The 5,801-nt window shown below is 70.1% G+C and carries 5 protein-coding genes; 4 read left to right on the top strand and 1 reads right to left on the bottom strand.

Going from position 1 to position 5,801, the window contains the following annotated elements:
* Nucleotides 1-90 precede the first annotated feature (90 nt).
* From WA805_RS04965 to WA805_RS04950, 4 genes are read left to right on the top strand one after another with little or no spacing between them, the layout of a single operon-like run.
* On the top strand, nucleotides 91-870 hold the full coding sequence (locus WA805_RS04965; protein WP_425241758.1) for an SDR family NAD(P)-dependent oxidoreductase: 780 nt from the start codon (nucleotides 91-93) through the stop codon (nucleotides 868-870).
* Complete coding sequence (locus WA805_RS04960) at nucleotides 867-2,447, top strand: GMC oxidoreductase (RefSeq protein WP_422285947.1); 1,581 nt, start codon at nucleotides 867-869, stop codon at nucleotides 2,445-2,447. The genes WA805_RS04965 and WA805_RS04960 overlap by 4 nt, the downstream gene beginning before the upstream one ends.
* Before the next feature lie 13 nt (nucleotides 2,448-2,460).
* Nucleotides 2,461-4,254, top strand: coding sequence for a glycoside hydrolase family 15 protein (locus WA805_RS04955; RefSeq protein ID WP_422285946.1), 1,794 nt, complete (start codon nucleotides 2,461-2,463; stop codon nucleotides 4,252-4,254).
* Nucleotides 4,251-5,258 (top strand): VOC family protein, encoded by a 1,008-nt coding sequence (locus WA805_RS04950; protein ID WP_425241757.1) that lies wholly within the window; start codon nucleotides 4,251-4,253, stop codon nucleotides 5,256-5,258. The genes WA805_RS04955 and WA805_RS04950 overlap by 4 nt, the downstream gene beginning before the upstream one ends.
* On the opposite strand, the gene WA805_RS04945 is transcribed toward WA805_RS04950, so the two are convergent.
* Nucleotides 5,193-5,579: a redoxin domain-containing protein gene (locus WA805_RS04945; protein ID WP_422285944.1), complete on the bottom strand. Its 387-nt coding sequence runs from the start codon at nucleotides 5,577-5,579 to the stop codon at nucleotides 5,193-5,195. The genes WA805_RS04950 and WA805_RS04945 overlap by 66 nt on opposite strands.
* Between the last annotated feature and the right edge of the window lie 222 nt (nucleotides 5,580-5,801).

Here is a 5,801-nt window from a genome sequence, read left to right as displayed (position 1 = left end):
TTCCTGGTCGGGCCGGCCGGGCGATGGGTCAACGGACAGGTGGTCTACGCCAACGGCGGGCTGGCCTGACCGGCCGCCACACCGATCGAGATGGAGGCACGCATGCTGCTCGCGGACAAGTCCATTGTCGTCACTGGCGGGAACAGCGGTATCGGCAAGGCGATCGTGCTGGCCGCCGCCGCGGAAGGCGCGAACGTCGTCGTCGACTACCGCATGCACCCGGAATACACAGCCGAGGTCCTGGCCGCCGCCGCACGGGCGGGCGGCCGCGCGATCGGATTGGAAGCCGACGTCTCGCGCACCGAAGACCTGCACCGGATCATCCAGACCGCCGTGCAGAACTTCGGCCGGCTCGACGTCCTGGTCAGCAACGCGGGCATCGAAACCCGCACGTCGCTGCTCGAGACCAGCGAAGCCGACTTCGACAAGGTGCTGGCGGTCAAACTCAAGAGCGCGTTCTTCGGCGCCCAGTTCGCGGCGCAGCAGTTCATGGCGCAAGGCAGCGGCGGGCTGGTCGTGACGATCTCCTCCACCCACGAAGACTGGCCGATGCCCGGCAACATCGCCTATTGCGTCTCCAAGGGCGGCGCGAAGATGCTCACCCGCACCGCGGGCGTCGAACTGGGATCACTGGGAATCCGGTTCGTCAACGTCGCGCCGGGCGCGGTGAGCACCCCGATCAACGCCGTCACCGAGATGGACCCGGAACTGCTCAGGCGGCTGAACGGGGCGATCCCGCTCGGCCGGATCGGCCAGGCCGCCGAGATCGCCGACGTGGTCGTGTTTCTCGCCTCGGCCAAGGCCGGGTACCTCAACGCCACCACGGTCACCGTCGACGGCGGCCTGTCACAATCGAGCGTGGGACTGTGACTGACCACTACGACGTCCTGGTCATCGGCAGCGGGCCCGGGGGCGCGACCACCGCAGCGCGGGCGGCCGAAACCGGCAAGCGCGTGCTGCTGCTCGAACGCGGTGACGTCCTGCCGCGGGAGCGGGACAACTGGGACTCGCGAGCGGTCTTCGGCGACACGAAGTACACCGCGGATGAGACCTTCTACGACGCCCGCGACCGGCCGTTCCGGCCTGAGTTGCACTACTACGTCGGCGGCAACTCCAAGGTGTACGGCGCGGCGCTGCTCCGGCTGCTACCCGCCGACTTCGGCGAGGTCCGGCACCCGGACGGGGTCGCGCCGGCCTGGCCGCTGGGCTACGACGACATGGAGCCGTATTACGGCCGCGCCGAGCACCTATTCTGGGTGCACGGCGAGCACGGCGAGGACCCCTTCGCCGGCCCCTCGAGCCGCGACTACCCCTACCCGCCGGTGCGGCACGAGCCGCGCATCCAGCAGCTGTCCGATGGCCTGACCGAGCTGGGCCTGCACCCGTTTCACCTGCCGCTGGGGGTACACCTCACCCAGGACGCGCACGGCCGGGCCATCCCGGACTCGCGATGCATACGGTGCGACCGCATTGACGGATTCCCCTGCCCGCTCGGCGCCAAGGCCGACGCCGAATGGGCCGTCATCCGCCCGGCCCTGGCCGCGCACCCCAACCTGACCCTGATGACCAGCACGACGGCCCAGCGGCTGCTGACCGACGCCGGCGGCCACTCGGTCACCGGCGTGGCCGCGACGCTCCCTGACGGCTCCCCGCACACCTTCACCGCCGACATCGTCGTGCTGTCCGCGGGGGCCATCTTGTCGGCCGCCTTTTTGCTGAAGTCGGCCAGCGACCGGCATCCGCATGGCCTCGCGAACTCCTCTGACCAGGTCGGCCGGAACTACCTGCGGCACAACAACCTAGCCCTCATCGCCTTCTCCCGCGAACCCAATCCGACGGTCTTCCAGAAGACGCTGGCCCTCAACGACTTCTACGGCCCCGGCGAGGGATGGCCGTACCCGATGGGCCACATCCAGATGCTAGGCAAGTCCGACGACTGGCAGATCAAGGGCGCGGCGCCGCGCGGGTTCGGGTGGGCTCCGTCCGCACCCTACGGCGAGGTCGCGAGGCACTCGATCGACTTCTGGCTTTCCAGCGAGGACCTCCCCCTCGCCGACAGCCGGATCACGCTGCGGCGGGACGGCACGATCCGGCTGGCGCTGCAACCCGACAACAACACCGAAGGCCTCACCCGCCTGCGCCTGGTCCTCCAGGGCATGCTGGGCAAGCTCGGCATGCTGGACACGACGTTCGTCCGCAGCCTGTACCTGCACAAGGCGATCGACCACGCCGCCACCGCCCACCAGGCCGGTACGGCGCGCTTCGGGACCGACCCCACCGCCTCGGTTCTCGACGTGCACTGCAAGGCGCACGATCTGGACAACCTGTACGTGGTGGACGGCAGCTTCATGCCCTCGATCGGTGCGGTGAACCCGACCCTGACCATCATCGCGAATGCGTTGCGGGTCGGCGATCACATCGCCGAGCGCATCGGAACCACCTCCTGAAAGGTGCCCTGCCATGCCGAGAATCGAGGACTACGCCCTGCTGGGCGACCTGCACACGGCCGCCCTGGTGAGCACCGCCGGGTCAATCGACTGGCTCTGCCTGCCCCGGTTCGACTCACCTGCCGCGTTCGCCGCGCTCCTGGACAATGACCAGGCCGGACACTGGACGCTCGCCCCCGAGGCAGGCGGCACGTGCACCACCCGGCGGTACGCGGGAAACACCCTGGTGCTCGAGACGGACTGGGTCACCGCGGAAGGCAGCGTGCGGGTCATCGACTTCATGCCACCCCGGGCGGACACGCCGCACCTGGTCCGCATCGCGGTAGGCCTGGACGGCGACGTGGCCATGCGATCCACGCTGCGGCTGCGCTTCGATTACGGCCGCGTCGTGCCGTGGATCCGGAACCTCGGCACCCAGATCCACGCGATCGCGGGGCCCGACCGCGTCCGGCTGATGTCCGCGGTCCCGCTGCGCGGCGATCACTGGGACACGCTCGCCGACTTCACCGTGCGCAAGGGCGACCGGGTGCCGTTCGTCCTGTCGTGGGCGCCCGGCCACGATCCGCAGATGCCGCACGTCGACGCCGACCAGGCCCTGGCCGCGACGGCGGACTTCTGGACCGGGTGGTCTGCTCATGCCGCCTACCAGCCCGGGCCGTACGGCGAAGCAGTGGACCGGTCGCTCATCACGCTGAAGGCCCTGACCTACGAGCCGACGGGCGGGATCGTCGCGGCTGTCACCACGTCGCTCCCGGAGGAGTTCGGCGGTGTCCGCAACTGGGACTACCGGTACTGCTGGCTCCGCGACGCCACGTACACGTTGCAGGCCCTTCTCGCGGCCGGTTACCGGCGCGAGGCCGGGGCCTGGCGTGAGTGGCTGCTGCGGGCCATCGCGGGCCAGCCCGAGACGCTGCAGATCCTGTACAGCCTGGACGGCGCGCGGCGGCTTCCCGAGGTCGAGCTGGGATGGCTGTCCGGCTACGAGGGCAGCAGCCCGGTCCGCACCGGCAACGCCGCGGCCGGGCAGCTCCAGCTCGACGTCTGGGGCGAGACACTGGACGCCTTGTTCCTGGCCAGGCAGGCCGGCCTGCCCGCCGACCACGACGCATGGGCACTGCAGGTGGCCCTGATGAATTACCTCGAATCAGCCTGGCGCGAACCGGACAACGGATTGTGGGAGGTGCGCGGCGACCGGCAGCACTTCACCCACTCCAAGATCATGGCCTGGGCCGCCGCCGACCGGATGGCACGATCTGTCCGCGAGTACGGCCTGCCCGGCCCCGCGCCGCGATGGGAAGCGCTCCGCGAGCAGATCCACCACGACATCGTGACCCGCGCGTTCGACACCGAACGCAACACCTTCACCCAGGCCTACGGCTCGGCCGCGCTGGATGCCAGCCTGCTGCTGATCCCCCGCGTCGGCTTCCTGCCCGCCACCGACCCGCGGGTGCTGGGCACGATCGCTGCGGTCCGCCGCGAACTGAGCGACGGCGACCTGGTCAGGCGCTATTCGACCGCTGCGACCGACGACGGCGTCAAGGGCAGCGAGGGCCTGTTCATCGCCTGCTCGTTCTGGCTCGTCGACGCTCTGCACGCCTCCGGGCAGCAGCAGGACGCCATCGACCTGTTCGAGCGTCTGCTCGCCCTGCGCAACGACGTCGGGCTGCTCAGCGAGGAATGGGACCCGGGCGCACGGCGCCAGCTGGGCAACACGCCCCAGGCGTTCAGCCACTTCGCCCTGGTCGTCAGCGCCGTCCAGCTGCACCTGGGGAGTGCGATCCGCAGCGACAATCCCATGCAGACATGACCGCCGGGCCAGCGGCGGTGATCGACCGGGTCACCCTAGTCGTGTCGGATCTGGACCGGGCCGAAGACGACTACGTCCGGACCTTCGGGTGCCGCGTCGAACACCGTGGTGACATCGATCCCGCCCTGGTCCGCGTGCTGTGCATCCGGCGGGCGCGCGGGCGGCGGTCATTGCTGCGGCTGGGCCGCGAGCGGATCGAGCTCCTGGAATTCACGGAGATGGCGGGGCGCCCGTACCCGCTCGGCAGCACGAGCACCGACCTGTGGTTCCAGCACATGGCGATCGTCGTGACCGACATGAGGCGGGCTTATCTGCGGGTCATGGCGAACCGGCGGTTCCGGCCCATCAGCCGCAACGGCCCGGTACGGCTGCCGGATGACTCCGGGGGCGTGATGGCGTTCAAGTTCCGCGATCAGGACGGCCACCCGCTGGAACTGCTCGCATTCCCGGAGGGAGACGTCCCGGGATCATGGCGCACCGGCAACGGTTCCGGCTCCTTTGTCGGGGTCGATCACACCGCCATCGCGGTCAGCGACTCGGCCCGCAGCGCCAGGTTCTTCGGGTCCGTCTTCGGGTTCCGCGCCGCGGGTCGCACAGAGAACCGCGGGCCCGAACAAGCCGATCTCGATGACGTCGACGACGTGCACGTCAGCGTCACCCGGCTCTCGGCGGACCTGCCCGCGCCCCGGATGGAGCTGCTGGACTACCATGTGGGCACGCGCCGGCCGATCCCGCACGACACCGCCAGCAACGACATCGTGGCCACGCACAGTGTGGTGCGGGTCGCCTCGCTCGACGCGACCGCCGCGGCGCTCGCCCGCTGCGGCACGCCCCTGGCCCGCGATGACCTCATGATCCTGCACGGCGGCATCCGCGCCGCCCTGGTAACGGGACCTGACGGGCACCGCTTCCTCGCCGAAGAGCAGGCGGTCCCTGGGTTACGCCGAAGCCGCGGCGTGCTCGCGCACGTAACGCACCAGCCCGGCGACGTCGTCGGGGACTAGCCGGCCGATGGCCCCGCTGGAGTAGACGCTGACCACCACCTTGCCCGCCGGGTCGAGGACGAAGCCGGTGGACTGCAGGTACACCGGGTCCTGATTGACGAAGGCGCCGGTCAGGCCGGCGACCGCTCGCGCGTCGGCGCCGAACCCGACGGGAAAGGTCAGGCCGTGATCGGCGATGAGGCCGACGGCGGCGGCTTCGTCATCGACGGACAGGGCGACGACCTGGACGCCAGCGTCCGCCAGGGTCGCACTGGCGCGCTGGAAGGCGCGCAGCTGGGCGTTGCAGTAGGGACACCAGGCGCCGCGGTAGAACAGCACCACGCCGAATTGGCGAACGCCTCCGGCACCGTGACGGTCGTGGCGCCGGGGACCGTAAGCCTCAGTTCCGGGAAAGTGTCACCGGGGCGCAGCAACGACATGGGCAGGCTCCTCATCGGTATCGGGTTGGCCAGGTCCCCGGCGGGACCTTCGGGGTATCGGCGACATGCCGCTCAGCGGGCTTGGCCACATGGCGGTATCCGGCGGCGGAAAGCCCGTCGCGCA

This window comes from Trebonia sp. (assembly GCF_049794275.1).
Taxonomy (GTDB): Bacteria; Actinomycetota; Actinomycetes; order Streptosporangiales; family Streptosporangiaceae; genus Trebonia.
This window is presented reverse-complemented; position numbering and strand designations above follow the sequence as displayed.

Coding starts and splice junctions, on each gene's coding strand:
- WA805_RS04965 (WP_425241758.1), top strand. CDS start 91: ATGGAGGCACGCATGCTGCTCGCGGACAAGTCCATTGTCGTCACTGGC.
- WA805_RS04950 (WP_425241757.1), top strand. CDS start 4,251: ATGACCGCCGGGCCAGCGGCGGTGATCGACCGGGTCACCCTAGTCGTG.
- WA805_RS04955 (WP_422285946.1), top strand. CDS start 2,461: ATGCCGAGAATCGAGGACTACGCCCTGCTGGGCGACCTGCACACGGCC.